This window comes from Lysinibacillus sp. NPDC093197 (genome assembly GCF_044754025.1).
GTDB lineage: Bacteria > Bacillota > Bacilli > Bacillales_A > Planococcaceae > Lysinibacillus.
The window spans coordinates 14957-41351 of sequence record NZ_JBIVOH010000009.1; the positions used below are offsets into that span (position 1 = coordinate 14957).

The following is a 26395-nucleotide window of genomic DNA, read 5'->3' on the forward strand; positions in this document are numbered from 1 at the left end:
TATGTTCTCCTCCTTTTATTTTGATGTCGGAAGTTCTGTTATAGGCAGAAGGCGTGAATCTTCAATCGCGGCAGTTCGATGTCCGATACCGGTCATGTATTCTTGATGATTTGAAAAAGCAAGAAACGACTCCGCACTGCTCTGACGAATCATCATGATAAAATCCCATCTTTCCTTTTCGGGCCCAATAAGAAACTCTCCGCCGTCGCCAAGAAACATCACTTCACCTCCGCTTTCATGGAGAAATGGGAGGGTGTGCTCAATATAGCGATTGAAAGCTTCTGTACCACTAATTGGGACCTCTGGTGCTAGCTCAGGGTGTGCTGTATAATCGGCAACTTTACGAAAACGCAGCAGATTCAGCATGACAATGTTACCCTCAATGCCTCGTTGCATGAATCTCATGCCAGCGCGTTGTGTTGGTTCGGTGTATGAAATGAATTCAAACTCTGTCATAGCGACTCCTTTCGTAAATCCTTTTTTATTTCAAATTGTTTAACGATTTATAGCAAACATTATATTATTTTGTTTGTTATAAATCAAACATTTTAATTAACTGTTTGTTTATTAGTTTGTATTTAATTGGTGAAGGGGTATCTGAGGATAGGCATCTATAAAAAGTTAAGTGAACTAAATAAGGCTTATTTTGATTCATTACGGGCTAGTTTGCTCTAGATGTTTACACAATGTAAACACTACAAAGAAGCCTTACGATTTATAAGTAAATAAAAATAAGCTATAAAGAGTAATCTCTTTATAGCTTATTTATTCGTTATTTATGCTCGTTCACTAGTTGAGTGGCTGGCTTTAAAAAGAACCAAACAATTAACAAAGTTAGTAGTGCTAATATAAAAGTACCCATATAAATGTAATGTACACTAGAAGCTAGTGCCTCTTGCGATTTGGTTACGACGTTGGCTGTAGCTCCTCCATGACCACCAGATGAAACAAGATCAAGGTGCTGAATACCATGTGCATGGATCATCGTGTTGAAAAGCGCCCCGAAAACTGCAGCTCCTAATGTTTGGCTAAACGTATTGATAAATGTATTTAAGCCAATTGCTGTCCCACGTGTTTGATTTGAAACAGCTGTTTGAATTGTTACCATGTAAATAGGTGAAACAAGTCCCATCCCAAGTCCGAATAACCCAACCCCAACATAAATAAGGAACGCTAGGGAATCTGTTGACAATGTAAATAAAGTAAAGGCAGCAACTGACAGAACGCTAACCCCAATGAGGATAATTTGTTTCGTATTCAAGCGTCCAACTAATTTACCTGAAAAAATAGTCCCGACCGTCCACATAACAGGAAGCGGCATTAAAATGAGTCCAGCATCTGTCGCGTTTTTTCCTAATACACCTTGGCTCCAAATTGGTAAATACATCGTAATACTAATAAGCATTGCACCCGAAATAAGTGTTAGTATATTAATAGTAGATAATGTACGGTTAGAGAAAAGTGCTAGCGGAATTAGGGGTTCCGGAGATTTCTTCTCAATAAATAAGAAAATAACGAATGATACAACTGCAAAGAGTAACAGACCTATAATTGTCATGTCCCCCCAGTTGTTTTTACTGCTACCTGTTAATAACGCGTAAAGTAGAGCAATTGCGCTTAATGAGAAGACTGTTGCGCCAAGATAGTCGATATGATGCTTAGCGGGCTTAATAGATTCTTTGTAATAAATGACAATCATTATACAAGCAATAATTCCAAATGGAACGTTTAAGAAAAAGATGTAGCGCCAAGAAAGAGAATCAACTAAAAATCCGCCAACGAGAGGTCCGATAACACCAGAGATACCCCAAACGGCACTAATCCACCCCTGTGCTTTTGCACGGTCTTTCACTTCGCTATATAAGTCACCAATAATGGTCATAGTTATTGGCATAATAGCGCCTGCGCCTAGACCTTGAAGGGCACGAAAGACGATGAGCTGTTCCATCGATGTCACGACACCGCAAAGAGCAGAGCCAACTAAAAATATTGTAGCCCCAATAAGTAAAACTTTTTTTCGACCAAATAAATCCGCCAGTTTCCCGTATATTGGAGTCGAAACAGCAGTGGCAAGCATATAAATTGCATAGACCCAACTAACGAGTTCGACACCCGATAAATCACTTGTTATACGGGGAATTGCTGTACTAATAATTGTTCCTTCTACAGCAGAAAGGAAAGTCATTAACATTAATGACATAATAACTTTTTTTCTCATATTTTTCCTCTAACTTCCATCTTGTTAAATTTATTCAATATATAACTTACCTTTAAATCTTCCAAATAACAAATCTATTTTACTTGTGTAAGATGAATAGGCTAACTGTGAGCAGAAATGTTCTACGGAATAAACGGGTGGTTTTTATCAAATAATATTAACTTTAATTGAATCTTCGGCATTGTCAAATCTAAATAACTACTATAGTATACATTTTCGTTTAGATTAGCTTGTAGATTGTGTGCTACCGTTTTTAATTCACTTTTCGTATATCATCATTGGTATCCGCATAGGTTTTGATGAAAAATCCGTCAGTCTCTGACCATTCCGCATACAAAATATTTTGAATAGTCGTATAGCCTTCCTTTAGCAGTTCATCGTATAGCCATTCTTTTGACTTGTCCGTGTATTTTAAGATTTCTTCGTTGATTTCTCCTTCATCTACATAAAGGAAATTAATTGACTCGTCTTTTGGCTTTAAATTGAGCATGGCTGGTGTGACCATATCGAATTTTGCATATTTTTTTAAGCTGACAGTACCACCAGGCTCCAAGTACAAATCACAAACTTCACGCAGTGAGAATACCCCTTGTTGCCGTAACATAATGCGTAATTGCTCCATTTCCAAGTGATTCGCTTCTAGTTCTTTTAAGTTGAATTCGCCATTTTTGATTAAAATCGACGTTTCCCCTTTCAAAAGAACCCTTAATTTATCGTAGCGCTGTGATGAAATTTCGATAATAAATAACATTACTCCCCAAACGGTCACTGCGAACCAGACATGAAGCGGTGAAATTTTGTTATCATAGATGCTTTCTTCCAATATGCCACCAAGTACAATGGAATAAATAAAATCAAAGGGGGTGAGCTGCGATATTTCTTTTTTGCCCAACAAACGCGTCACAATTAATAAAGCAATGAACCCAAAAAATAACTTCGAGCCAATATTTACATATGTCATAAATTCAACTCCTCCACGTATTGTATTTAAATTTTTTTAAGCAAAATGAGGATACGAATGACGTATCCTCTCTGGTAATATTTCAGTTCATAGTTTAAGAGCCTATAGCACTCACGTAAAATTGATTCAAACTTCGCTAAATTTCCTCTCCTAGCAGTAGTGTCCTATACCCGTTCTGCCGAAAAACCCAACCTCTGAAGCGAAGCATTAAAGGTTGCCTTATTCAAAATTTCACCATGAGGAATCGTTTACCAATTATTAATAAGGTATAATATTCATATAATTTAGGGTTCTTAATTACCTAAATAGAAAAGGAAGAAATTATGAAGATTGAAAAGGGAACGGAAAATAATATCGGGGAAATTGAATCTTTGTATAATGATTTAAATGATTATCTTGATGCGCATATAAATTACCCTGGATGGAAAAAAGGTGTCTATCCTATAAAAGAAACTGCAGTACATGGTATACAGGAAGGCAATTTATATGTGATGAAAGATGGGGAACATATTGTTGGCACTGTCATATTAAGACATGAGCAAGAAGCAGCTTATTCTAAAGCTAATTGGTATCATGATTTCGATGATGAAGAAATATTGGTTATTAACACTTTTGCTGTACATCCTACATACCTTAATAAAGGAATTGGAACAAGACTTATGGATTTTATTATTCAACATAGTAAGGAAATGAACATAAAAGCTATTCGTCTGGATGTATATGAAAAAAATAAACCAGCTATAAAACTTTATAGAAAATATGGTTTTGAGTATATTGATGCCATTGATTTAGGATACAGTAAATATGGTTTAGATAAATTCGAACTTTATCAAAAGCTACTATAAATTCAAGTTTTAATGAGCAGTTAGTCTATACAGAGTAACTGCTTTTTGTTCTATAAAAGTAATTTAACAATGCAGTCCTGTAGCTACCTTTTTTAAATAATAAATTGACAAATATTATCATATGATTTAAAGTAACGAATAATTGAATGGAGGAGATTCTATGCGGGTTTTAAAGCATCTAATATCAACAACTACACATCATCATACCCATTAGTCTTGCTATCTGTATTAATTTATTAATATTGAATAGGACGACTATTTCTCATGAAATCGTATAACTAAGCCGATGTTGGAGCTTATGTTTGTACGGTTTTTTATTTTCTTAAAAACAAAGGAGAGACGATGATGAAGAAAATGGATGATCAAAATGTTAGAGAAACACAAGATTATTTACCTGAGCAAGAGCTTATTCGTCGTAAAATTCGCCGCACATAATAAAAAAAATTAAGAAAAGCGATGAATAAAGTGAATCGTGACAACATTCCATTTGTAATTGTGTTAGGAGAATAAGAAGTTACGGAAAATCAATATGTTGTAAAAAAAATGGAGACCGTAGAGACCGCTATTAAAATAACAGACGTAAGGGGATACACTATGGAAATTCGAATTTTAAATAAATCAGATGCTCAGTTGTATCAAGAAGTTCGATTAAGTGCGTTACAAATCAATCCAGAGGCATTTGGTTCAACATATGAGTGTGAAGTAAACTTTTCATTAGAAACTATAGCAGGGCGATTAGAACCAACGAACGATAAATTTGTCCTTGGTGCTTTCAATGACAACAATTCGTTAGTTGGAATCGTCACTTATATGCGCGAAAGCACTGTGAAAACTCGCCATAAAGGAAATGTTTTCGGAATGTATGTAGCACCTGAAGGAAGAGGTCAGGGCGTAGGGAAATTACTTATGCGTAAACTAATAGAGAAGGCAAAAAGTTGTGAAGGTTTGGAGCAAATTAAATTAACAGTTGTCTCTGACAATATTTCAGCCAAGAAGTTGTATAAGTCTTTAGGTTTTGAAGTGTATGGTGTAGAACGGAATGCCCTCAAATTTAATGGGCAGTATTGTGACGAGGATTTGATGGTTTTACATATGTAAGAAAATGAGATGAGATCTTCAAATTACTTTGCTCTTAAGAGGTCATGGTATTTTGGAGTTTACTGCAACATAAAAAGTAAATACTAGATTCTTTTTTTTGCTATTTAGTCATTTACTATAATAGAGATATCTTTTGCACAACAAAGGGGGAGAATGAGTTGCAACTCTTGTTAGAGAACGTAAAAGATTTAACTTTTTTAATCATATTACTTTCGAGTTTTGTTTATCATAGGCAGCTTAAATTAACGAAATGGAAAAGGAAGCTTTCGAAGGGTGAAATGGTGATGTATCTACTTACCTCCATAGCAATTCCTATCTATGGGATTATTTATTTGGCTCAGCTTTTTGGGACGTAAAAGGTAGGATATTTATGCTTTCACTGATTATGCGGGGACATTTCCTACAATGGGGGACATTTCAACAAAAAGTAGCATAGGATAATTTTATAATCTGTGAGAGGATTGAGAAAATGTACTATGTTCCTTATTATGTAAATCTACCAATGTATAGCTATGGCAATCAGCCTATTCACTGGCCTGTTCCTCATGAGGTAGTGCTTGCAAATCAAACTGGCTACGGTAATCACAATCAAATGACAACCGATTTTGGAAAAAAACCCTTTGTTGTTAATATGGAGGAGGCAACTAAGCTCAATAATACGTACCGTACTGCTATATGGACAGGAGATCATTTGCAAATTACATTAATGACTGTAAATGTTGGTGACGATATAGGTTTAGAGGTGCATCCGCATGTTGATCAGTTTTTATATATTGAACAAGGGCAGGGGGTTGCTCAAATGGGCGCTAGTAAAGATCATTTAAGCTTTACTAGAAATGTCTATGATGATTATGCCATCGTGGTACCTGCTGGAACATGGCACAATGTAACCAATACAGGGAATGGGCCATTAAAGCTGTTTTCAATCTATGCGCCTCCTAACCACCCATTCGGAACTGTTCATGCTACGAAAGCAGATGCAGTGGCAGCAGAAGAGGGTTATGGTCATTAGCAAATAATAAATTTTGAATAATAGGCAGAGTTGTTGATATATTGCAACTTTGCTTTTTTTTCATGCCAAGAAAAACAATTGTTAGCAGGGCGATTGACGAATTAAAAAATAACGTGTTATAATTATCTCGAATTCAAGATAAATTAATTCGAGATAAAATAAACGTCTATAAATTGTTCTTTGTTAGAAGTTTGAAGTAGCACATAGTTAGAAACTATAAACAAGAATAAGCAATAAATTATTTGTGAAGGAGAATCGTCATTATGAGCAAACATACAGAAGGTATACACCATATCACAGCAATTGTTGGGCATCCACAGGAGAATGTTGATTTTTATGCAGGAATTTTAGGTTTACGCTTAGTAAAAAAAACGGTCAATTTTGACGACCCAGGAACATATCATCTTTATTTTGGTAACAATGCTGGGAAACCAGGTACTATTATTACATTTTTCCCGTGGGCAAACGCTTATAAAGGACGCATCGGTGATGGGCAAGTAGGCGTTACAACATATGTTGTACCAGAGGGGGCATTGCCTTTTTGGATTAATCGTCTTGCAAAATTTTCTATTCCATTCAAAAAAGCCGAACGCTTTGGAGAGCAAGTCGTTCAATTAGATGATCCACATGGACTTCATATTGAATTAGTAGCACGTGCAGAAGGCGATTTAAATAATTGGGCATTTGGCGAGGTTACACCAGAGGTTGCAATCAAAGGCTTTGGTGGCGCAACACTTTATTCAAGTCGTCCACAAGAAACCGAGAAGGTATTAACAGATGTAATGGGGCTTGAAAAAATAGCAACAGAAGGCGAATATGTACGCTTTCAATCAAGTGCCGATATCGGAAATATTATTGACTTAAAAACTGTACCGGGCATACGTGGTCAAATGGGTGTCGGAACAGTCCATCATATTGCTTGGCGAGCAAAGGACAATGCAGATCACATAGAGTGGCAAGAGTATGTAATGAATCGTGGGCAACATGTAACGGAAGTAAAGGACCGTAATTATTTTAACGCTATTTATTTCCGTGAAGCAGGTGAAATTTTATTTGAAATTGCGACAGATCCACCAGGATTCGCACATGATGAAACATTTGAAACAATGGGTAGTCAATTAATGTTACCATTGCAGTATGAGCAACATCGTGAACAACTGGAAAGAACATTAATACCAATTAAAGTTCGTTCGGTTGATTGATAAAAAGGGGGACGAAACTTTTGATTTCGATTGATCCTAAAAAAAATACAGAACGTGAAAACTATAAATTATTAACTGGTAGTATTATTCCGAGACCTATTGCTTTTGTGACGACAAAGTCAGAGCAAGGTGTTATGAATGGCGCACCGTTTAGTTATTTCAATATCGTATCAGCAAACCCGCCGATGATTTCGTTAGCAATTCAAAGATCGAAAGGGTACTTAAAAGATACTGCTCGTCATATTCAGTATCAAGGGCAATTTGTTGTGCATATTGTAGATGAAGATAATGTTAGCCAGGTTAATGAAACAGCGGCTACGTTGCCTGTAACTGAAAGTGAGATTGAAAAAGCCAACTTTACAGTGGTAGACAGTCATTGTATTAAAGTTCCTGGCGTTAAAGAGGCGAAAGTTCGGATGGAATGTCGCTTAGTACAGACAATCCCCTTGCTAAATGGGGATGAGCAGACAGGTGAATTATTTATCGGTGAGGTCGTACAATTTCATTTAGATGATGCCATTTATTGTGAAGGAAAGATAGATCCAAGAGCACTAAAGGCAGTTAGTAGGCTTGCGGGATCGAGTTATGCAAAAATAGGAGATCTTTTTGAAATAGAACGTCCTATATAGTCAGACAGAAAAGTTAATTAAAGAAGATATGCTTGTGAATGGAGCGTACGAGAAATCAACGGACCTCCATTCATGAGCATTATCCTTCTTGAATACTTACCTCTATTATTTCATTTCCTGACATGCCCAAGCATCAATCTCTACCTTGAATGGTGGCGCAGCAAGTGCTACTACATACAACATCGTCATACATGGGACGTGATCGCCAAAAAAGTCATTCATCACTTTTTTTCTTTCTGTTGAGTCAAAATCCCCGACTAAATAAAAAACCACTTTTGTTAAATCATCAACAGTCATGCTAGCACTTTCAAGATTTTTTTTAATATTGTTAAGTGCTAATTTTAATTGAGCTATTGGATCTTCAGGCACAGTGCCGTCTACCGTCATCCCTATTTGTCCAGATAATGTTAGCCATTTAGTTGGACCCGTTATTTCAATCTGGTGAACGTAAGGAGCAACAGGTGGATGAATTTCCTTGGGATTTCTTGAGATTTTCATATAATCAATCCTTATCTAGACGAATTTAGTGAAACTTCTAAAATATCGTACGAAAATTAACATAAAAACGTTATTTAGATGCTGTTTACCAAATAAGTTGCTTTTGATATCGCAGTTTATAGGGTTATAATAGAATTAATAAAATTCAGGCTTTAACGCTGGTATAGCTTTCAATACACTATGATTAATAGTATTGTGTCTTTCATTTTAATTCGAAAAGTGTAAAAAATCTAATGTATATGGATTTACTTCTTGGATTAGATTGTTATGAGTAAGATAACGCCATATTGTTTTATTTTATGGGAAATAGAAATACTCTTCTATCTTTAAGCTCAAATAATGACATGAAAATTATATATATTGATAACTAATATGTTGTCTGCTTGCTTAATATTATCATATTTTGTAAGTTGGCAGTTGAGGCGAAGCTGTTTTGTGGAAGGAGCGAATGCATGAGTAATTTTTTTCGAAGTAATGGATTTAAACGTTTTATTATTCTAGCTGGGATCGCTGTTGCATTATATTTAATGCGCAGTATGATTAACCTTATTCTTCTCACATTCATTATGACTTACTTAATGAATGAGCTCTCTACTAAGGCGACTAAAGAGTTTAGACGTATTGCGCCAATCAATGAAAAAGCGATGATAGTTGCGCTTTATCTTCTACTTGTTGCCGGGATTATTGCTGTCATCTATAAGTATTTGCCAGTTGTGACCCAACAGATTACACAGCTTTTTGATTTGATTGCAGCTTTTAATCTCAATCCGAATGATAACGAGATTGCGAGATATTTAGCTCCGACATTTGAGAAGATTGAACTCGGTAAATATTTAGAGCAAGGCGTAGACATTACACTTAAAAATTTAACGAACATTGGTAAAGTCATTTTGCATGTTTTCATCGCGCTTATTTTGAGTTTGTTCATTCTTCTGGAGAAGAAACGAATTATTGAATTTACTGCAAAATTTAAAGATAGTAAAATTGGTCCGCTTTACGATGAGTTAACGTATTTCTCTAGAATATTTATTCGTTCTTTTGGTAAAGTAATTGAAGCGCAATTTATCATTGCTGCTGTAAATTGTGTTTTATCTGTTATAGCTCTCTCTATCATGGGCTTCCCACATTTAATTGCACTCGGAATAATGCTTTTCATCTTAGGTTTAATTCCTGTAGCAGGGGTTATTATTTCATTGGTTCCGCTTAGCATTATTGCCTATAGTATTGGTGGTCCGATGTACATTGTCTACATTCTTATTATTGTAGTGGTACTACATGCGATTGAGGCATATTTCTTAAATCCGAAGCTTATGTCTGCCAAAACGAATCTTCCTATTTTTTATACATTTATCGTAATCCTGTTCTCTGAGCAATTCCTTGGAGTATGGGGGCTAATTATCGGGATTCCGTTGTTTATGTTCCTGCTCGATGTTCTAGGTGTTACGTCCTCTGAGGGAGAACCTAAACAAACTGTAGCTATAAAAGTAAATAAGTAAAATCAAAAAAGGAAGCATCGCTTTATGCGTATGCTTCCTTTTTATGGTGCCAGGCACTCAAACAATTTCCATATGTCTTGCCAAGGAAAAATCCACGTAGACTCATGCGGGAACGCACGTAATGTAAGACGCAACAAACCACTCGACAGCGAGGGTTGCGGCTTACAAGGTGCCCGCGAAAAGCGTAGTGGATTTTTTCGATTTAGGTGCAAGGATCTATACAAAGTGCCAGGCACTCAAACAATTTGCGGAAAGCACCCGCCCGTAGCAGAGATCAATGGCAGTATTTATTATTTTTGAAATCCCACAGAGTTTGAAAAAACCGCACGTGGCTTTCTTCTGATATATAAGAAAATCAGCAATGCAGTAATACCTTCAGCGACGGGGAAAGTCCACCAAATTGCTTGTGCTCCTAGTAATTTAGGTAGCAATAAGAGCGCTGGAATAAATAAAATAATACTGCGCAGTAACATAATAGTTGTTGCAAGGCGAATTTTTTCAATAGATTGGAAAAACTCTGCAAGTACCATGTTTAAGCCTAAGAAGACATAGCCAATTGCAAATTGAACAAATCCTTGGGTTGCTATTTGGCGAATTTCAAACGTACTATCGCCGAATAACGCTATTAACTGTGAAGGGAATAGCATAGCAATAATGGCAATGCTTAAACCGAGAATAAGAGCGGTTGCTAAGCCAATTTTCAATAGCGCTGTTAAACGCTTTGTTAATCTGGCACCATGGTGGTAGCTGACAAGAGGTTGTAGAGCCATACCAATACCTAAAAATACAGTTAATAATACTGTATGAATATAGTTAACCATTGCATATGCTGTTACGCCGTTTGCGCCAAGGTAATGCAAAAATGATACATTATATAAAATAACGATAATCGCCATGGAAGCTTCTACGATAAAGCTTGGTAAACCAATGGAAAATATTTTCTTTAAATCGGATAGGCTGAAAAATGAAGATACAAATTTTAATTCAGACTGCTTTCTGAAGAAATGGAGACATAGCACCGACATGCCAATGATTGTAGAGATTGCTGTCGCTAAAGCGCAACCTTTTACACCGTAATGGAGCACGAAAATAAATACGTAGTTTAATAATATATTTAAAATGGATGTAGTGATTAAACCCATCATTGCAAGCTTTGGATTTCCATCATTGCGAATAAAAATACTTAATAAGTTTTCAATTGTGTAAAAGACACCAAATATCAAAATTACATGTAAATATTCTTGCACATAAGGATAAGTAACATCACTTGCCCCAAAAATATAGGCAATTTCCTTTAAGTTTACTAAAAGTAATAGCACCAACGTTAAAACTACTGCAAGCATCGTTGTAAATGCGAGTGTGAAAATCTGATGTGCTCGTTTTTTATTGCCTTCTCCAAGTGAAATGGAGTACAAAGTGGCACCCCCCATACCAATCCACAGAGAAATTGATAGTAAGATGGAGAAAATCGGAACGGCAATATTGACACCTGCTAGAGCAGTTGGGCCAACCCCATGACTGACAAATATACCATCAACTAAGATGTTTACAGACATGAGTAGCATACCAATCATCGCTGGGAATAAGTAGGATAAAAACAATGGCTTTAACGGTCTTGTTTCAATTGAATTAATTGTCGTCATGAGCAACTACCTCTCTTACCATGACCTTTTCGCCCTTTTCATCTAGCTCACCGTTAAAGGCAAATCCAAACTTTTTATAGAGCTGAATGGCTACTTTATTGTTGTCATAGACGCTTAAAAATATTTTTTGGCAATGGTATTTTGTTTGTAAGAAACTGATAAGCTGCTGTAAAAAGTACTTTCCAAGTCCTTTATGCTGATAACGCTCATCAATTAAATAGCGGTCTAGCCAAACGCGTTGTGTATCGTCCTCGTGAGGAAATACACCATACATTGCGAAGCCTACCGGGATATCCTCCTTGTACAAACCAACTGGAATAAATCGTCGATCGTCTTTTGCCTCGTCTAAGCATTGTTGTGTACTTTCAATAAAGTCCTGCTGATTGTCAGCGATGTGTAAAGCTAATACTTCTTCTTTGTTTAAAGCTGTGATGTCACGTATTTCCGTGAACATAATGTCAAAACCTTTCTAAATTTATTGTGAATAGGTACAATCTAAAGTATATAGTAACTATATAGTCAAGGGAGGAAACTTAAAATGCTTAATAAAAACGTAAAATATTTTACAACAGGAGAATTTGCCAAGCTTTGTAAGGTGAATAAACAAACGCTCATTTACTATGATCAAATTGGCCTTCTATCACCAATTATGAAAGATAGTAAAGACTATCGTTATTATTCCATCGCTCAATATGATTTTTTTAGTGTTATTGAATTATTAAAAACACTTGGTATGTCTTTAAAAGAAATTCAAAAATATATGGCAGATAAATCACCAGAAAACTTTTTAGATTTGATGCGTCAGCAAAAGGAGCTTGTGGCGAAAAAAAGGCAAGAGCTTGAGATGATTGAAAGTATTATTAAGGTAAAAATCGAGACAACAGAAGAAGCGATGCATATAGATTTTGACAGCATTACGATCGGCCATTTCCCAGAAGAGACATTATATTTAAGCAAAAATATTGAAGATTCCACAGAGGAACAGTTTGTAAAGGCGGTCTCAGATTTTATCGATGAATTGGATCGCTCGCAGCTTGATACAGGCTATCCAATTGGGGGCATCACAAAAAGAGAGCAAATTTTAGCTGGGAACTATGATAATTATTGTTACTTATATATGGAACAACCACATCCTCAAGAAGGGCATCCATATTTTAAGGCGATTGAAGGAGATTTTATTATTGGTTACCATATAGGATTATCAACGACGCTTGGCCAAACATATGAACGATTATTTAAGGTCATGGATGAAAATGGCTACGAGCTAGGGCAGTACGTGTATGAAGAATATATTTATGATGCTGTTATTAAAAATCGGGAGGAGGATTATGTCACGAAAATTATGATGGAAATTGTTAAAAGGGCAAAGTAGTTTTGCATAAAAAAGAATCTACGACATTGTGGCTACTCATGCAATGTCGTAGATTCTTGTATTCAAAGGTTTATTTGTAATGGTAAGTGCTCGCTCTTGAATTATTGCGTTGAATTTTATTAAACCATGCTTGATCTTTTTCTTCTTGCTGTAAGGTATTAACGATGGATGAGGAACAGTTAACACAAATTTTCGCTTGTGTAATTTTACCGCATCGTTCACATGGTGCGCCAAGATTAGGGAAGATAGAGGTTTTTAACTTTCCTGTCTTCACCCATTTAAAAAGTAAGTCCGATGAAATGCCTGTTAATGCAACAATTTCATCATTCGTTAAGTGCCGATTATTTTTTCTTAATAAAAAATGATGTAATTCCGAAAAAATATCCTCTTCTCGTGCGTCTATTTTTTTTCCAAACAGCAGCATTCGATTCCTCTCCCTTCTCAATTATTTGATGATTTCTTGTTTATTTTCAGTGACATAGTTAGGGTGTTCGTTATATTTATAGTTTTCCCAACGATCACGTGCTAATTTACGATATTTATTGGAAACATTGCGATCTGCAATTAATCTAGAAAATCCTTTTTTTGCTTCTACAATATCGCCGAGTCGAAGGCTTAATTCGGCATGTAAAAATTGAATTCGCTCGCTGCCTTCTTGATTGGACGCAAAAGATTTACTGTAAAAGTCTCTTGCTGCATACAAGTAGTGCGTTTCAGATTCGCTTTCATTTTTCAAACGATACAGCCAAGCTATTTTTAGGGCGATATTAGCCATTAAAAGTGCCTCTTCCATTGATGCCTTTGCTACGAGATAGGCCAATTTATAGCTTACGATAGCATCATCAATCGTGCGTTCGCGACAGATGTCCATTGGCTTATGTAGTTCTTTAATATACAATTCATCGATTAGTAGCAAGAACGGTCCATACGTTCTCGTCATAGATTTATGGTAAGCATATCCGCAATGCGGGCATACAGCAACTTCATAAAGTAATGGATTTAAGCCTTCATAAACGGGCATAAAATCCGTTTGTTCTTCGATTATTTTAAAACGATTTGGTCGTACTTTATATGTTGTATATTGTTTTTTGCAAAATTTACAATCCACATTACTTTCGTAGTAGTAAATATTAAAACCCATATGAACCAACTCCTCTGTGTCGAGTTTTTAACATTTCTTTAGTTCTATTTAAATAAGGGCGATACTCGTTCAATATATTTAATGGATTTTCTACTATTTTAGCAATTCTATGTTTTTTGGTATACTCCTTCAGTATGATTAAAGTATTACCCAAAAAACATTAATTTTTTATATGTAAAGGGAATGCATGGTTTAAATATACTGGCAATAGTATTTATCGGTGGTGCATAGGGAAAAGTTAAATGTTTTAGTCTACTTTATTAAATTAAATCTGACATACTAAGAATGCTCTTTTTTATAAAAAATTGTCGTAGTTTTATTATAATACATATAGGATAAATTTACTATTCAATAATATGCATATTGATAAGGGATTTAAGCTGGTAGAAAGCTATTTTTTTTATTTTCAAAGTACGATAATCACTATATTTTTCTATTTAATTTAAAAGGGGATAGATTGAATTGGACTGTAAAATTATTTTCTTTGATGTGGATGGTACGCTCATCAACTATGACGATGGTTGTATTGAAAGTAGTACGAAGAACGCGCTACAACTATTAAGAAACAAAGGAATTCGATTAGTAGCTGCAACAGGAAGACCATTATCTATGTGTCATGATTTGCAAGAACTAGGTATTGATACATTTATTACTGCTAATGGTGCTTATACTCGGCATGGTGATCAAATAATCCATACCATTCCTATCGCACAAGAAATCGTAGAAAACGTAAAAGCTTTTGCTGATGACAATAACAATAGTCTATCATTTTTCACTGATCAACTATTCATGAATAATGTTCGCCATCCTGCAACATTAAAAGCAATGAAGGAGACATTATCTTTAGATGAGTATCCTCCTACTAATAATAATATTTTAAACGAGGAAGTTTACTTAATGTGTTTATATGCCAACGTAAAAGAAGAGAAAAAGTACATAACACAGTTTCCGAATTTGAAGTTTGAGAGATGGCATCCGACGATTATAAATGTGCTACAAGATGATGTATCAAAATCCATCGCAGTTGAAGCAGTGCTAAAATATTTCAACCTAGTTCCGAAAGAGGCAATTGCTTTTGGAGATGGAGATAATGATATTGATATGTTAAAGCAAGTTGGATATGGTATTGCGATGGGAAATGGCAGTGTCGCATTAAAAAATATCGCTGATTATATCACGATGAAATCAGATGAAGGTGGCATAGATTATGCATTGCGCAAGCTACAGCTTATCTAAGGTAATAAATATGATAAAGAATGAAATAATATCGCAATCGCGTCTATAGGGGAATGTTCTCAGATTGTATGAATAAATTATAAATAATGATTGTGGTAGCTATTCTAGTTGCCATTGTCGTATGTATTTGTTTTTTAGTCAGCTCATCAGTTACTAACAAGTCGTTTTGACGTAGTCTACAGTAAGGGATATGGAGTCATCATCAATAGAAATTAGCGCGCTGAAGGAGATACGAAGATACGGTAAAGCGGGTTTTTGTTGAAAACTGAATTTAACAAAAATAAAGTTCTGTTGATTGTACAATATTGATATACATGTAATAATGATTAAACCTATGCAAAAGTGATTGTTAGAAATAATTGACTTTAAGAGGCTTATGTTAAGCTAAGATAATGGGAAAATTAAGGCTTTAGGTGGGGTAAAAAATGGTGCATCACGTGCAATCTCTTATTGAACATTACGGGTATTTTGGGATTATTCTTATACTAGTTGGAGGGATTGTCGGGCTGCCACTTCCTGATGAAATTTTTTTAACCTATGTAGGGTATAATGTTTATCGAGAAAATTTAGAGCATATTCCTGCATTAATAAGTGCTGCGGTGGGAGCTGCAGGAGGCATCACCCTCAGCTACTTTGTTGGTCGTCGATTCGGTTTGCCGTTATTACAAAAATATGGGCCAAAAATTTATATAACTGCACAAAAAATTGAGTTTACGAAAAAATTGTTTGAAAAGATAGGGCCTGTATTATTATTAATTGGATACTTTATACCTGGCGTTCGTCACCTTACAGCATATATTGCAGCCATTAATAATTATCCTTATAAAAAGTTTGCTGTTTATGCGTATGCAGGTGCAATAGTATGGACTTTCACATTTATTACTTTAGGGAAAGAGCTAGGAAATAAGTGGCGTTTTGTTGGTATGTATTTATCCCAATACAGCCTCTTTGCTATATTGCTGTTTATAGTAATAATGCTGATTGTGTACTATATTTTTAAAAAAAGAAATACGATTAAATGAATATCGCATGTTAAAAGAAGGTCTGCTGCAAATGTTTTATGACATTTTGAGGCAGACCATTTTTGTCTAGAATTAAGGCAAAATAGCAAATGAACGTACAGGGAATCCAGATGCTTTTTCAGGCTTTGGCACAATATTGAAAATGACTGCTCCTTTTGCTGGTAGCTTATCTAAATTCGTCATCAGTTCAATTTGATATGTATCCTGATCTAGTACAAAGTATTCGCCATCAAGCGTTCCATTTTTACGGAAATCTGCCGCTGAATCTGTATCGAACGTTTCATGACCTATTGCATTGATGTTCCGTTCTGTAAATAAAAACTGCAACGCTTCTAATCCCCAACCTGGAATATGGTTATGACCATCTTTATCTTTATTATTAAATAAATCCTTATCAGGCCAACGTTTACTCCAATCAGTTCGCAGAGCAACAAATGTACCTGCTTCAATTTCTCCATATTCTGCTTCGAAATCTAAAATATCTTGTACACTTAACGTGAAGTCATTGTCCGATTTAGCTTCCTTGGACTTATCAATAACAATTAGCGGTAGGACAAGTTCTTTTAATTCTAATTCGTCTAAGTAGCGTGTATCTGAAACAAAGTGTATAGGTGGGTCGATATGTGTTCCATATTGCCCAGGAAACGTAAATTGTTGTGCAAAGAAGCCGTCATTATGCGAAAAGAGCGTTTCAAATTTGGCATCTTCAAACATAAAAAAATGGGGTGAGTTAGGTCCGAATGTGTGTGTTAAGTCAACCCATTGCTTAGATTTTAATAACTGCAATGCTTGTAAAAGTTCATTTGTCATTTGTATTCCCTGCTTTCTTTATTATGAGTAGTGAATCAATTTCATCATTAAATACGAACATAGAAGAGATAAAAATTACGCTTTAGGCAGACGCTTTCCACGTGCAAGCCCCTAGCCCCTTTTGCTCCATATGAAATTAACTCTTGTTTAAAATAAAATAAAAAAAGAGCCCTCCTTGTAGAAGAGGACTCTCGTGTAACTGAAGTCAGTCTCCTCATCTTCTTGCGAATTTCGCAAATTGGAATTAGCACCATGCCTAAGACTGGTTGCTGAGACTTCATAGGGCCAATCCCTCCATCTCTCTTGATAAGAAAAATATATGAATTTTCAGAAATAGTAATACCAAATACTTTAGCATAATCATAAATAGTTTACAAGTTCTATCGGAGTGCATGGTTATAAAAAATAAGAAGCTTTTCCCTTACCAATATAAAATTACCGCTATACTACAGCACCCACCTTCTGATAATACAATTCGAATATTATCTGGCGTATATTTCGCTTCAAACTTCGCCGTAACGCCAGCTGAAGAAATGAGTTTTTGCACTTCATCCTGCTTGGAAAGCTGTGCGGCATTTTTAAGATCATGTGCAAATTGATCAGACCCTTCAATTTTCTCTGTCAGTAATTGGGCCTGCTGCATAATTGGCTGAATTTGTTTGGCAGATGTCTTCAACTTCAACGTATTAATAGGCGGGTACGGATTTGGGTTTGGGGATGTGGGCATCGCAAGCTGTCCCGGCAAATGATGCGGTAAAGGCGTATTAGAAGTGCCCCAATGTGGATATTGATAAACATAATACGGATAAGGATTGTAATACAGCAGAATTCCTCCAATCCATGGCTAATATCTTAGTGTATCTTATGTAGCGGCATTATGTTTTGTGTTGAAGAACATCTTTTATATGGAACGTGAGATAAAGGGAAATTAATTAAAAAAGTAGAATAAGTATTAGATACCGTAGAAAAGGGGCAGATGGGATGAATCGTTTAAACTTAATTACATTGGGTGTGAAAAATATGGTAGAATCGCTGGCATTTTATCGTGATGGGCTTGGGTTTGAAGTAGTCGTTTATGGGGATGAAACAAATCCAGATGTTATTTTTTTTAATAATGCAGGAACAAAAATATCTTTATTCCCAATTGAGCGCTTAGTAAAGGATATTGATGAAGCGAATCCACCTGCTGTAGGGAATGGCTTTAATGGCATTACACTTGCCTATAATGGAAAGTCTAAAGAAGAAGTCGATGAAGTATTTTTGTTAGCAAAAAAAGCTGGAGCGAATATTGTAAAGGAGCCTGAAACAGTGTTTTGGGGAGGCTATAGCGGCTATTTCCAAGACCCAAACGGCTTTTATTGGGAAGTTGCACACGGTGATATGTGGCAATTTGATGAAAATGACATGTTAATTATTACGCAATAGATTGTCAGTGTGCTTTGATGAAGTTTTGTCAAAGCACGTTTTTATAAACTAACCGATAGAGGAGATGGTATAGTGAAACCGTTTTGGGAGAAAGATTACTTAGCGGATACGCATTATGCTTTTGGTAACCCAAGTGATGAGGTGGTTGAATGGGCAAAAACATTACAAGCTGGGGCGCGTATTTTAGATATAGGGTGTGGTGATGGTCGGCACGCAGTCTATTTAGCACAGCTTGGGTTTGAGGTTGAAGCCATCGATATTTCGGAGGCAGGTATTGCTAAAATCAATAAATATAAAGCGTTGCACCAATTACATAACTTACAGGCTATTGTGCAAGATGTTACTACTTATAAGTTTAAACATTCCTATGATTGTATTATTTCACATGGCTTGTTCCACTTTTTAGAGCGTGAAGCTTGGCATAGCATTATTCATTCAATGCAAATACATACGAAGACACAAGGCATCAATATTATTACCGTATTTACAGACGAAGTAGATATTCCAGACGATTTAGCACCATTTGTTAAAGGAATATGTAAAGAAGGCGAAATCAAAGATTTATATCATAGTTGGTCTATTCAATATTATCGTTCCTACCAATTTGAAGATCAGCATGACAACAATATTAAACATTGTCACTCAGCAAATAAATTAGTCGCTGTTAGAAGATAATAAAGAAAAAACAGGCACGATTATGATTTTAGGCTATATTAAGGTTTTATGTTTAAGTTAAGTATTGAAAACCCCGAATTTGTTAAGGATAACAAAAGAGGAGGTGTGATACGATGGCACAACAGATTCTATGTGAAGTCAATAACTGCACGCATTGGGGCTCTGGTAACAAATGTACAGCAGAAGCTATTTACGTTGTAAGTCAAAAAGGTCAGCATGCATCCAAAAGTGAAGAAACAGATTGCAAAACATTTACACCTGAAGAGCATTAATGGCGTTAGGGTAACCCTTTAGGGGGCTACCCTTTTTTTATGTCATAACTGGTACATATCTACTTTGTCTTTCTTGAACAATAGGGTATGAGCATTTTTCACTTTTTCCTCTACATAATCTAATGAATAGTTGCCAAATGCGTCTGTTAAATCACCGATTGCACGAGATAAATTATCAATGACAGGTATTAATGTTTCGAGTTCTTTCAATTCTTTCCCTGCGTTCATCTCATCCATAATTTCATGAGCAAGATGTTGGATTTTCCGAAGGCGTTTGTTTTCCGCTTGCATCATATCCTCCTTTAAGCATCATCTTTTACACTGACTAAATATATGATGGTTATTTGTAGTTCATGAGTAATTGCTTTTACTCATATTTGTTATAAATGGTAAAATGTTAGAAATAAACGTAACAACTTTTTTAAATTTGTAGGGGGGAGCGAAATGAAGAGGATTTACGTAATTAGACATTGCGAAGCACAAGGGCAATCTTCAAATGCGCCTTTAACAGAAAAAGGGCACGAGCAGGCAATGCGTTTAGCTGACTTTTTTCATGCTTATAAAATTGACCGAATCATTTCGAGTCCTTTTTTACGTGCCATCCAATCGATAGAACTATTAAGTAAAACAACAAACAAAGAAATTGAGATAGATGAACGCCTTTCAGAACGTGTATTAAGCATAGATAATTTACCGGATTGGTATGAAAAACTAAAATTAACTTTTACTAATTTGGATTTAAAATACGAGGGTGGGGAGTCCAGTCAGGAGGCAATGGATCGCATTAAGAACGTTGTAAAAGAAGTGGCTGAGAGAGGAACTGAACATACAGTTATCGTCAGTCATGGTAATCTAATCTCCTTACTATTAAAGAGTTATAAAAGTGACGTAGATTTTATGTTTTGGCAAAGGCTAAGTAATCCAGATGTCTATCAAATAAGCTATATTCATAACGAAGCGGTTATCGAACGTATTTGGGATGCACAATAATAGAAGACAAGAAGCCAGACTACATTATGATAAATGGAGTCTGGCTTTGTTTTACGTTCTGGAAAATATATTTAGTATTGAAATGTAACGCGGACAGCGGCACTAATAGTGATTTGCCCTTGTTCAATAGGTGTTACCATTGACGAATCTGCCATTGCCATCGATTTATATAGCACAGGGCCACTTTCGTTTTCTTCAACAATTTCTATCGGCTGAGGATGCACAGATATTTGCATTGTCTGTGCAATCGTATTAGCCTTCATTTGAGCATTATGAAGTGCCAGGCTAAGCGCCTGCTGGTAATATGCATCTGCATTATCAATTTTAAATTGGATAGAGGATATACGATTTGCTCCATTTTCCACAGCCGTATCAATAACAACCCCTACAAGATTTATATCAGGTATTTTTACCGTAATTGCATTTGCCACCTCATAGCCTTTAAATACCTGTTTGCCATCTACATAATCATAAATAGGCGCTATTGTATAGGTGGCAGTTTGAATATTTTCCTTTGGAATAGTTAGTGCCATGATGGATTGAATTACACGATTCATAATGCTAGCATTTTCCTGCTGTGCTTGCTGCACATTTTCCCCTTGCGTAGTTACCTCAATTTGAAGCTGAACATAACTTGCATTCGCTACTACTTTTCCATTTCCTGTGACAGTCATAATTCGCGATGCAGGGAGCAAATGTGGATTGGTATGTGTGTGATACATTTAATACCACCTCCCGACTGGTCTCTAGTAGTGTTTTAAATCATTTTTAACAATGCTTCTACTCCAGTCATTCCTGCGAATATGCCTAGTTGCTCTGCCTCAAATGTAACGGACTCTAGTGGGGCTGTTAACAGCTCATCTATTGTTTTCACTCCAACCGCTCGACCTGCGATAATTTTTCGATCTAATAAGCGACTATTTAAAAGACCGACATCTAATGCACCACACATGATGTAGCCCGTATCATTTGAAATAGTTAGTAGTGTCGTTTTTGGTAAATGTACAATTACAGCAGTGAAAAAATGACCTTTAATCATAATAGGTTCAATTGTCACCATGAACATCACACTCCTTTTCTATCTATACATATGGCAATAGATAAAAAGGTGTTCGGTATTTCCGCTAAAAAAGTGTGTGTGACGTTAATTGTTTGAGAATTGTATGTGTGCCTGGCACTTATTTTGTATAAGAAAGCAATGCAGTTTGTTGTATATTTTTTAACGCTAGTTTAGCCTCATCTTGCGTAGTGTACTCGAACATACGGTATGAATCTTGTTCAAAAACAGTAATAACCCACATTATAAAATCCCCTTTGTATGTAAATTTGTAATATAACAGTAATCAAATTAGTTGTAGTTGTTATATATCAGTTTATGCACCTTATTTTACACCGATTTTTTTAAAAATAAAGTGTTAAATGAAAGGTTTCACATTTCGTTCAAAATTGACGCTACGTTTGTGGGAATTATTTAAAAATAAGGATATTGAAAAAATTTCATTAAACAGGTTATTAAAGTATAGAGAAACAGTTTGTTAAATGGTTTTTTAGCATAAAGGTTTTAGCAGGCATAAGTAAAATCAGGTAGTCTTTGTGAAGTATAATTCAACGTGTTTCGTAAATAGTAAGATGAGCTGTAATATGCAATAAAATGTGGGAGGTGATACGGTGATACGTAAAAATGTATTGTTTTTGACGGCTTGCTTTTTATTCATTTCTATCTGTTTTACAGGAATGAATACCTCTGCAGAAAAAGGGCGTAGTGAATATGAGGAGACTGGTGAAGTTGTGTGGGATATTAACACAAAGGATAAAATCGTTGCCTTAACCTTTGATGATGGCCCACATCCGAAGTATACCTCACAGGTGCTAGATATTTTAGCTAAGTATGAAGCAAAGGGGACCTTTTTTATTATTGGTCAAAATGCAGAAAAGTATCCAGATGTTGTTTCAAGAACTTATAAAGAGGGGCATGAGCTTGCCAACCATACTTACACACACCCATTCAAAGTTTCTGTATCTAAATTACAGGAGGAACTACAGCGGACAAACGAAATGATTAATAATATTACTGGTTTTTCACCTGTTTTATTTCGTCCTGTAGGTGGTAATTATAACGATAAAATAATTAATACTGCCGTAAAAAATGGTTATCAAGTCGTCATGTGGTCTTGGCATCAAGATACACAAGATTGGAAAGAACCAGGCGTAAATAAAATAGTCCAAAAGGTGCTCGGTGGAACAAAGCCAGGGGATGTTATTTTGTTTCATGACGGAGGCGGCAACCGCACACAAACAATTAAAGCCCTAGAAGAAATAATACCTACATTAAAAAAACAGGGCTATACATTTGTAACAGTATCGGAATTAATTGAAAGAAAACAGAATCAAGAGAAAGTCCAATAAGAAAAAAGCCATTTCAAAATAAATGAAATGGCTTTTTTTCCTAAGAGCAACGGATATTCTACGTATTTAAACTAGAAAAATAATATAGGTGCTAAAGCAATACCGGCAATTGCTCCAAATGCGAAACCAATGCCAAGTCCAGCGCCAAATCCTGGTCTAAAGCCCCAACCCCAAAAACCTAATCCATATCCTCTGTTTTGTCTATCAGGTAGAATCCATACCTGTCTTCTATCCACTTTAGTTATTTCTCCGACATGAACATTCCCAGATGTATCAGTAATTTTTACACGTTTACCGTGATATTTACAGCAAAGATTATAGCATTCAGCTGGATTCACAGAAATCTCCTCCTTTCTTAGTCCTTACAAGATAATATATGCCGTTGGATACAACCATCACTAGCCGAATGTCTATTGGAAACATATGCTATTGCATGGGGGTGAACGTATGTCAGTCATATCAACTGATGATTGGCTTTACGAGTTAAAGACTAGTCAAAAGTTAAATAACAGTAGAGATTTTGAAGATTTGCAACGTACGATTCTTTGTAGCCAATTAGTAGAACATTTTAACGGTGCAACTCTACAAGAAATACAGTTTGAATTACAGCAACAAGGGCTATTTCAAGCACATGAAAACATTGATATTAAAAAGCTACAGGATCAAAATACTTGGGAAATTGTTCAGGAAGAATATTTTTATTTAAAAAAGCGTTGGGGCGGGCCAGATATACCAATCTATATTTTTCCGCTAACACAGGAGCAAAACATTACAAATAAAAATGGTGTTGCATATCCAGATGCTTTATTTTTATTTATAGGAGAACTTGAAAGGGAAGAACTTAAAGCATTATTTGCACATGAATACAACCATGTTTGTCGACTGCGCTACTTAAACAAATCGTTACGTGAAGTAACGCTATTAGATTCATTAATTTTAGAAGGTTTAGCAGAATGTGCCGTAGAGGAAATTTACGGCTCTAAATGGTTAGCACCTTGGTTGGGAGACTATTCTTCGGAAAAGATGCTAGCCATTTGGAAGACTCAATTTTTGCCCAATATAAATATTCAAGACTTGAATAACCATGTTGAATATTTATATGGTGGAAAACTACCGCGGTGGATAGGGTATTGCATTGGTTATGAAATTGTAAGGACATATATTCAAAGTCACTCGGCTAAAGAGCTTCTTAAAAAAAGTTCAAAAAATATACTTACGGGCTCTGCATTTCCTTTATAGCTACGAAAAACCAGTTGTCGATGTTTGAATTGACAACTGGTTTTGTAATTAAATAGTGAGTACCTTTCGTATTGCCAACGACAATAATCAGCTTTTAAGCAACGTTTTAAAACTTTACGCTACAATAAAAGAAAGGAGTGATGGCTATGTCAGATGAAGTGAAAAATGTACTGCCTCCTATTATTGATGTAGCAACAAAAGTGCTCATCGTTGGTTCAATGCCAGGAAAGCTATCGTTAGAGAAGCAACAATATTATGGCAATCCACGCAATCACTTTTGGCCTATTATTGGAGAAATATTAAAGAGAGAGATTCCTGTAGATTATGGTCGGCGAATAGAGTTGTTAAAGGAAAACCGTATTGGTCTTTGGGATACAATTGAATCATGTGAGCGGAAGGGTAGTTTAGATTCGGCTATTCGAAATGAAAAACCGAATGACTTTAAAACACTTTTTATACATTTTCCAAAAATTGAACTTGTGCTTTTTAATGGTGGTAAGTCATTTGAAGTGTTTAAAAAACATATTGGCTTTGATGTTTTAGACGGGCGAGCATATAAAAAAATGCCATCAACTAGCCCGATACCTGGCAAAAATATTAAATCCTTTGATGAAAAACTCGAGGATTGGCGAGTGATGCAATCATATATAACACAATAAAGGCTCACAATTATGAACTCGGCCTTCGTTAGGAAAAGGTGAATGGTCAAGTGAAGACTAAATTGATGAGTAGGCTAATTGCTCAATCAGCTATTGCCCCTTATACATATATTGAATTATGTAAAAGGGGGATTTTATATTGAATTTATTTCCAAATGATGACTTAGGGGAAAGACGTCTACCACCTAACTTTGGCCCACCAAATATGGGTCCGCCGAATATGGGCCCACCTAATTTCGGTCCACCGAATATGGGTCCACCTAACTTTGGCCCACCAAATATGGGTCCGCCGAATATGGGCCCACCTAACTTTGGCCCACCAAATATGGGTCCGCCGAATATGGGTCCACCTAACTTTGGCCCGCCTAATTTCGGTCCACCGAATATGGGTCCACCTAACTTCGGTCCGCCACCAAATTACGGCCCACCATCAACTGGCCAAATGCCGACGAGTGCTCCACCAAGTTTTTCGCCAGCTATGCCTGCGTGGCATGGAGGTTCTAGTGGTATTCAAAGATGTTTATTTAGGAATACATTTATATGGACGAGGAACGGAAGAAGTTTTTGGTTTTTCCCGACGGTTATTGGCAGGGACGTTATTGCAGGATTCCGCTGGAGCAATAGATCTGGCTGGCGTTTCAGTACAATCTTGAGAGATAACATACTCGCATTCGAATGTTTTAGATAAGGGGCCTTTATTGCGGGGGATTCGTCGATTGGCTTAAACCTTTTGATTTCGCAAAGAATCCTTATTCTTGATAGAGAAGGAAAAGAAACTACATTTGTTGTTTATGGCGGGAAAAGTTGAATTAACGAAATAAATAAAGCTTTAAAATAAGGACTAATGATATATCTCCAGGCAGCAATTGAGCCTGGTTTTTTTATTCCTAAAAATTTACACTTGGCAAAAAACGAACGATTGTTCTAACATAAATACAAATGAACGTTCTCCTTTAAGGAGTGAAAATGATGAGGGAAGAACTAATAAAAGCAATGCAACGCAATCAAATAGTAAATATGATGTATATAGCAAAAGATGGTTCCATAACAAAAAGACGAGTAAAGGTCATTAAAATTGTTGGTGATTCATTTCAAGCTTACTGTTTTACAAGACAGGCAAAGCGTACTTTCATGATTGATAGCGTATTAGCAGTTGTTCCTATCATTCACAAGGAGCGTTCAGTTGTATGATAAGTTTTGAACAAAGGCGACTACTTCATAAATACGTAGTTTATGATCTGGCAGTACAGACATTACAGCGCGATTACAAAGTGATTAAAAATCTTAAATCGAGTAATTTGTATTTGCCAATACTCGATAAGCTTTTAGACGATATTTGCAAGAATGCTACAACTCAAAAAGGTTGTTGGCAAAAGATAAAATAAGAGTAGTACGGTGGGAAAAAACAAATGAATATTTTAGCGACTTAATTGTTGCCACTGCAGGTGAAGATTTAGTATTGACTTATGCTAATATGGCTTTAAAAACCCAAGTTGAGAAACTACTTTTAAGTCATCAAAATAAATAACCAGACGCTCAATTTTTT

At 35.8% G+C, this 26395-nt stretch carries 35 protein-coding genes and 1 riboswitch; of the genes, 20 read left to right on the forward strand and 15 right to left on the reverse strand.

The features are described 5' to 3' along the window. Positions 1–15 precede the first annotated feature (15 nt). From ACIP9G_RS19155 to ACIP9G_RS19165, 3 genes are all read right to left on the reverse strand, one after another. Positions 16–456, reverse strand: coding sequence for a DUF1330 domain-containing protein (locus ACIP9G_RS19155; protein WP_401021468.1), 441 nt, complete (start codon positions 454–456; stop codon positions 16–18). A 316-nt stretch (positions 457–772) separates the two neighbouring features. After that, entirely contained in the window at positions 773–2218 is a 1446-nt protein-coding gene (locus tag ACIP9G_RS19160) for an MDR family MFS transporter (protein ID WP_340821818.1), read from the reverse strand. A 253-nt stretch (positions 2219–2471) separates the two neighbouring features. Beyond that, positions 2472–3179, reverse strand: a complete 708-nt coding sequence (locus ACIP9G_RS19165) for a DUF421 domain-containing protein (protein ID WP_401021471.1) — start codon at positions 3177–3179, stop codon at positions 2472–2474. Positions 3180–3502: 323 nt separating this feature from the next. On the opposite strand from ACIP9G_RS19165, the gene ACIP9G_RS19170 reads away from it, so the two are divergent. From ACIP9G_RS19170 to ACIP9G_RS19190, 5 genes are all read left to right on the forward strand, one after another. Beyond that, positions 3503–4024, forward strand: a complete 522-nt coding sequence (locus ACIP9G_RS19170) for a GNAT family N-acetyltransferase (RefSeq protein ID WP_340821820.1) — start codon at positions 3503–3505, stop codon at positions 4022–4024. Positions 4025–4618: 594 nt separating this feature from the next. Then, on the forward strand, positions 4619–5122 hold the full coding sequence (locus ACIP9G_RS19175) for a GNAT family N-acetyltransferase (protein ID WP_401021473.1): 504 nt from the start codon (positions 4619–4621) through the stop codon (positions 5120–5122). Positions 5123–5591: 469 nt separating this feature from the next. Further along, entirely contained in the window at positions 5592–6134 is a 543-nt protein-coding gene (locus ACIP9G_RS19180) for a cupin domain-containing protein (protein WP_401021475.1), read from the forward strand. Between the two features lie 263 nt (positions 6135–6397). Continuing rightward, positions 6398–7336 (forward strand): ring-cleaving dioxygenase, encoded by a 939-nt coding sequence (locus ACIP9G_RS19185; protein WP_340821839.1) that lies wholly within the window; start codon positions 6398–6400, stop codon positions 7334–7336. 20 nt (positions 7337–7356) lie between these two features. After that, positions 7357–7965 carry a flavin reductase family protein gene (locus ACIP9G_RS19190; RefSeq protein ID WP_401021477.1) on the forward strand — a complete coding sequence of 203 codons (609 nt, stop codon included), beginning with the start codon at positions 7357–7359 and terminating at the stop codon, positions 7963–7965. 105 nt (positions 7966–8070) lie between these two features. On the opposite strand, the gene ACIP9G_RS19195 is transcribed toward ACIP9G_RS19190, so the two are convergent. Beyond that, positions 8071–8463: a RidA family protein gene (locus tag ACIP9G_RS19195; protein WP_401021480.1), complete on the reverse strand. Its 393-nt coding sequence runs from the start codon at positions 8461–8463 to the stop codon at positions 8071–8073. Positions 8464–8915: 452 nt separating this feature from the next. On the opposite strand from ACIP9G_RS19195, the gene ACIP9G_RS19200 reads away from it, so the two are divergent. Continuing rightward, entirely contained in the window at positions 8916–9959 is a 1044-nt protein-coding gene (locus ACIP9G_RS19200; protein WP_340821842.1) for an AI-2E family transporter, read from the forward strand. 290 nt (positions 9960–10249) lie between these two features. Here ACIP9G_RS19200 and ACIP9G_RS19205 read toward each other — a convergent pair whose 3' ends face one another. Both ACIP9G_RS19205 and ACIP9G_RS19210 read right to left on the reverse strand, forming a co-directional pair. Beyond that, complete coding sequence (locus ACIP9G_RS19205) at positions 10250–11602, reverse strand: MATE family efflux transporter (protein ID WP_401021482.1); 1353 nt, start codon at positions 11600–11602, stop codon at positions 10250–10252. Next, entirely contained in the window at positions 11589–12056 is a 468-nt protein-coding gene (locus ACIP9G_RS19210) for a GNAT family N-acetyltransferase (protein ID WP_401021484.1), read from the reverse strand. Before ACIP9G_RS19210 ends, ACIP9G_RS19205 begins: the two co-directional genes overlap by 14 nt. Before the next feature lie 84 nt (positions 12057–12140). Here ACIP9G_RS19210 and ACIP9G_RS19215 point away from each other — a divergent pair, with 84 nt between their 5' ends. Further along, entirely contained in the window at positions 12141–12974 is an 834-nt protein-coding gene (locus ACIP9G_RS19215) for a MerR family transcriptional regulator (protein ID WP_340821847.1), read from the forward strand. Positions 12975–13044: 70 nt separating this feature from the next. Here the strand turns inward: ACIP9G_RS19215 and ACIP9G_RS19220 are convergent, their stop codons facing one another. Next, positions 13045–13398 (reverse strand): hypothetical protein, encoded by a 354-nt coding sequence (locus ACIP9G_RS19220; RefSeq protein WP_340821849.1) that lies wholly within the window; start codon positions 13396–13398, stop codon positions 13045–13047. A 21-nt stretch (positions 13399–13419) separates the two neighbouring features. Further along, on the reverse strand, positions 13420–14115 hold the full coding sequence (locus ACIP9G_RS19225) for a DUF2225 domain-containing protein (protein ID WP_340821850.1): 696 nt from the start codon (positions 14113–14115) through the stop codon (positions 13420–13422). 462 nt (positions 14116–14577) lie between these two features. Here ACIP9G_RS19225 and ACIP9G_RS19230 point away from each other — a divergent pair, with 462 nt between their 5' ends. After that, on the forward strand, positions 14578–15351 hold the full coding sequence (locus tag ACIP9G_RS19230) for a Cof-type HAD-IIB family hydrolase (RefSeq protein WP_340821852.1): 774 nt from the start codon (positions 14578–14580) through the stop codon (positions 15349–15351). A gap of 425 nt (positions 15352–15776) precedes the next feature. Continuing rightward, positions 15777–16373: a DedA family protein gene (locus ACIP9G_RS19235; RefSeq protein ID WP_340821853.1), complete on the forward strand. Its 597-nt coding sequence runs from the start codon at positions 15777–15779 to the stop codon at positions 16371–16373. Between the two features lie 72 nt (positions 16374–16445). Here the strand turns inward: ACIP9G_RS19235 and ACIP9G_RS19240 are convergent, their stop codons facing one another. Continuing rightward, the gene (locus ACIP9G_RS19240; RefSeq protein ID WP_401021489.1) at positions 16446–17183 is read right to left on the reverse strand and encodes a cyclase family protein; all 738 of its coding nucleotides are present in this window, start codon (positions 17181–17183) and stop codon (positions 16446–16448) included. 211 nt (positions 17184–17394) lie between these two features. Beyond that, a riboswitch (SAM riboswitch) is annotated at positions 17395–17496 on the reverse strand. Positions 17497–17604: 108 nt separating this feature from the next. After that, positions 17605–17910, reverse strand: a complete 306-nt coding sequence (locus tag ACIP9G_RS19245) for a YuzC family spore coat inner layer protein (RefSeq protein ID WP_340821855.1) — start codon at positions 17908–17910, stop codon at positions 17605–17607. A 254-nt stretch (positions 17911–18164) separates the two neighbouring features. Between ACIP9G_RS19245 and ACIP9G_RS19250 the strand changes: the two genes are divergently transcribed. From ACIP9G_RS19250 to ACIP9G_RS19260, 3 genes are all read left to right on the forward strand, one after another. After that, the gene (locus ACIP9G_RS19250) at positions 18165–18608 is read left to right on the forward strand and encodes a VOC family protein (RefSeq protein WP_340821856.1); all 444 of its coding nucleotides are present in this window, start codon (positions 18165–18167) and stop codon (positions 18606–18608) included. A 72-nt stretch (positions 18609–18680) separates the two neighbouring features. Continuing rightward, positions 18681–19283 carry a methyltransferase domain-containing protein gene (locus tag ACIP9G_RS19255; RefSeq protein WP_401021492.1) on the forward strand — a complete coding sequence of 201 codons (603 nt, stop codon included), beginning with the start codon at positions 18681–18683 and terminating at the stop codon, positions 19281–19283. A gap of 113 nt (positions 19284–19396) precedes the next feature. Continuing rightward, the gene (locus ACIP9G_RS19260; protein WP_401021495.1) at positions 19397–19555 is read left to right on the forward strand and encodes a DUF1540 domain-containing protein; all 159 of its coding nucleotides are present in this window, start codon (positions 19397–19399) and stop codon (positions 19553–19555) included. 42 nt (positions 19556–19597) lie between these two features. Here the strand turns inward: ACIP9G_RS19260 and ACIP9G_RS19265 are convergent, their stop codons facing one another. Beyond that, positions 19598–19846 carry a group-specific protein gene (locus tag ACIP9G_RS19265; protein WP_340826400.1) on the reverse strand — a complete coding sequence of 83 codons (249 nt, stop codon included), beginning with the start codon at positions 19844–19846 and terminating at the stop codon, positions 19598–19600. 153 nt (positions 19847–19999) lie between these two features. On the opposite strand from ACIP9G_RS19265, the gene ACIP9G_RS19270 reads away from it, so the two are divergent. Next, positions 20000–20545 (forward strand): histidine phosphatase family protein, encoded by a 546-nt coding sequence (locus tag ACIP9G_RS19270; RefSeq protein ID WP_401021498.1) that lies wholly within the window; start codon positions 20000–20002, stop codon positions 20543–20545. Positions 20546–20616: 71 nt separating this feature from the next. Here the strand turns inward: ACIP9G_RS19270 and ACIP9G_RS19275 are convergent, their stop codons facing one another. The 3 genes from ACIP9G_RS19275 to ACIP9G_RS19285 all read right to left on the reverse strand — a co-directional run bounded on the left by ACIP9G_RS19275 (position 20617) and on the right by ACIP9G_RS19285 (position 21846). Further along, positions 20617–21267: an SIMPL domain-containing protein gene (locus tag ACIP9G_RS19275; protein ID WP_401021500.1), complete on the reverse strand. Its 651-nt coding sequence runs from the start codon at positions 21265–21267 to the stop codon at positions 20617–20619. 35 nt (positions 21268–21302) lie between these two features. After that, positions 21303–21605, reverse strand: coding sequence for a YunC family protein (locus tag ACIP9G_RS19280; RefSeq protein ID WP_173479305.1), 303 nt, complete (start codon positions 21603–21605; stop codon positions 21303–21305). A gap of 118 nt (positions 21606–21723) precedes the next feature. Next, a complete protein-coding gene (locus tag ACIP9G_RS19285; protein WP_401013313.1) occupies positions 21724–21846 on the reverse strand; it encodes a hypothetical protein in 123 nt (40 codons plus the stop codon). Positions 21847–22279: 433 nt separating this feature from the next. On the opposite strand from ACIP9G_RS19285, the gene ACIP9G_RS19290 reads away from it, so the two are divergent. Beyond that, on the forward strand, positions 22280–22951 hold the full coding sequence (locus tag ACIP9G_RS19290; protein ID WP_401021744.1) for a polysaccharide deacetylase family protein: 672 nt from the start codon (positions 22280–22282) through the stop codon (positions 22949–22951). Between the two features lie 71 nt (positions 22952–23022). On the opposite strand, the gene ACIP9G_RS19295 is transcribed toward ACIP9G_RS19290, so the two are convergent. Further along, positions 23023–23289 (reverse strand): hypothetical protein, encoded by a 267-nt coding sequence (locus tag ACIP9G_RS19295; RefSeq protein ID WP_401021502.1) that lies wholly within the window; start codon positions 23287–23289, stop codon positions 23023–23025. Between the two features lie 109 nt (positions 23290–23398). Between ACIP9G_RS19295 and ACIP9G_RS19300 the strand changes: the two genes are divergently transcribed. The 6 genes from ACIP9G_RS19300 (at position 23399) to ACIP9G_RS19320 (ending at position 26377) form a co-directional block, all read left to right on the forward strand. Further along, positions 23399–24190, forward strand: coding sequence for a DUF2268 domain-containing putative Zn-dependent protease (locus ACIP9G_RS19300; RefSeq protein ID WP_401021504.1), 792 nt, complete (start codon positions 23399–23401; stop codon positions 24188–24190). Positions 24191–24336: 146 nt separating this feature from the next. After that, on the forward strand, positions 24337–24849 hold the full coding sequence (locus ACIP9G_RS19305) for a DNA-deoxyinosine glycosylase (protein WP_401021506.1): 513 nt from the start codon (positions 24337–24339) through the stop codon (positions 24847–24849). Between the two features lie 139 nt (positions 24850–24988). Beyond that, on the forward strand, positions 24989–25537 hold the full coding sequence (locus ACIP9G_RS19310; RefSeq protein WP_401021509.1) for a hypothetical protein: 549 nt from the start codon (positions 24989–24991) through the stop codon (positions 25535–25537). Between the two features lie 281 nt (positions 25538–25818). After that, a complete protein-coding gene (locus ACIP9G_RS19315) occupies positions 25819–26040 on the forward strand; it encodes a transcriptional regulator (RefSeq protein WP_401021512.1) in 222 nt (73 codons plus the stop codon). Then, a complete protein-coding gene (locus ACIP9G_RS22710; RefSeq protein ID WP_483869665.1) occupies positions 26037–26234 on the forward strand; it encodes a YhjD family protein in 198 nt (65 codons plus the stop codon). The genes ACIP9G_RS19315 and ACIP9G_RS22710 overlap by 4 nt, the downstream gene beginning before the upstream one ends. Then, positions 26216–26377: a hypothetical protein gene (locus tag ACIP9G_RS19320; RefSeq protein WP_401021515.1), complete on the forward strand. Its 162-nt coding sequence runs from the start codon at positions 26216–26218 to the stop codon at positions 26375–26377. Before ACIP9G_RS22710 ends, ACIP9G_RS19320 begins: the two co-directional genes overlap by 19 nt. The last annotated feature ends 18 nt before the right edge of the window (positions 26378–26395 follow it).